Source organism: Streptomyces xiaopingdaonensis (assembly GCF_000262345.1).
In the GTDB taxonomy this organism is placed as follows: domain Bacteria; phylum Actinomycetota; class Actinomycetes; order Streptomycetales; family Streptomycetaceae; genus Streptomyces; species Streptomyces xiaopingdaonensis.
Genome location: NZ_AJTQ01000281.1, coordinates 1 through 1333 on the forward strand (window position 1 = coordinate 1; position 1333 = coordinate 1333).

General features: G+C 77.6%; 1 protein-coding gene. It reads right to left on the reverse strand.

What is annotated here, in order from left to right; genetic code table 11:
* Positions 1-232: 232 nt before the first annotated feature.
* The coding region (locus UWG_RS30765) for an FUSC family protein (protein ID WP_016909434.1) at positions 233-1333 on the reverse strand (1101 nt) is incomplete at its 5' end.

The window sequence follows — 1333 nt, forward strand, 5'->3', positions numbered from 1 at the left end:
GGAATCCCCACGCGGCCGCGGGTACCGCGAGCGCGCTCACAGGAGTCGGGCTCGTCGAGGCGGCCGGGGCACGTCGGTGCAGGGGCAGGGCCGCGGCGCACTTCCCTCGGGCTCACGCCGTCGGGGCCGGCACCCCAGCCAGGCGCAACCGTTCGCCGGCGCCACCGAACGCACGACGCTCACGAAGGCGGTCGGGGCATATCGAGACCGCGGCCGCCTCCCCTGCCCCGGCTCACGCCGCCGGGGTGAACACCCCCACCCCACGCAACCGCTCGGCAGCGTCACCGAGCGCGCGACGCTCGCGCGCCGGAGCGCCGGCGCGGGTGAACGCGCGCCGCTTCTCCAGGCGGCGGCCCGCGCCCGCGAGTATCCCGACCGTCTCCTCCGCGGACCCGGCCTCGGGCGGCGGGGCCCCGTTGGCGAGCCGCACGGCGCAGGCGGTCGCCGCGTCGACGACGCGTTCGGCCGTCGCCATCGCCGGCAGCCACTCGTGCATCCGCCCGCGCAGCCAAAGGAGTTCGGCGGACGCCGTCTCCGCGAGGCCGCGCGCCTCCGCGAGCGCGCGGTAGGCGGCCCTGCGCAGAGCCCTGCGGTGCGCCACGGACTCGGTGTCGTCCGGCCTGGCTGCAAGGGCGAGCCGCACGTACTCCTCGGTGAGACGCAGCCCGACGACGAACCGGTGCCCGACCCGCGCCCCCGGTCCGAAGACGAGCGGCAGGTGGCCGACGAGCAGCGCGAGTCCGCACGCGATCGCCGTGTGGGTGACGCGGGCGCCCGTTGCCTGGGTGTCCCCCGCCGTGAAGACCATCGCGAGCACCATCACCGTAGCCACGGCGGTCTGTCCGGCGAAGTGCCGCCCGGCGACCGGCACCGCGGCACCGGCGGCGCCCGCGACGATCACGGGCCACCACGGCCCGCCGCCGAGCAGCCACAACAGCTCGAAGACGAGCACCCCGAGGACGGTGCCCGCGAACCGGCTCACCGTCCGCGAGAAGAGCGGCCCCATGTCCGGCTTGACGAGGAAGGCCGCCGTGGCGGGCAGCCAGTACCAGTGCGCCGTGCTCAGCGGCTGCGCGGCGGCGGTGGCCGCCGAGACGGTGACCGCGACGCGCAGCCCGTACTCGCGTCCGGCGGCACCGAGCATCCGGCCGCGCCGGCTCCGCCGCCGCACGGCCGCGTCGAGGGTGTGGGGCGGGGTCGCGGTGGTCGGTTCGGTCCGGGCGAAGACCTCTGCCGCCTCGAAGAGCGCGCGGTCGAAGGAAGTGCGCGCCGGGGTGTCCGAGGCGGGCGCCGGGAGCCGCCCCGGCAGCGCGCCGGTGCGCGCGGCGGCGGC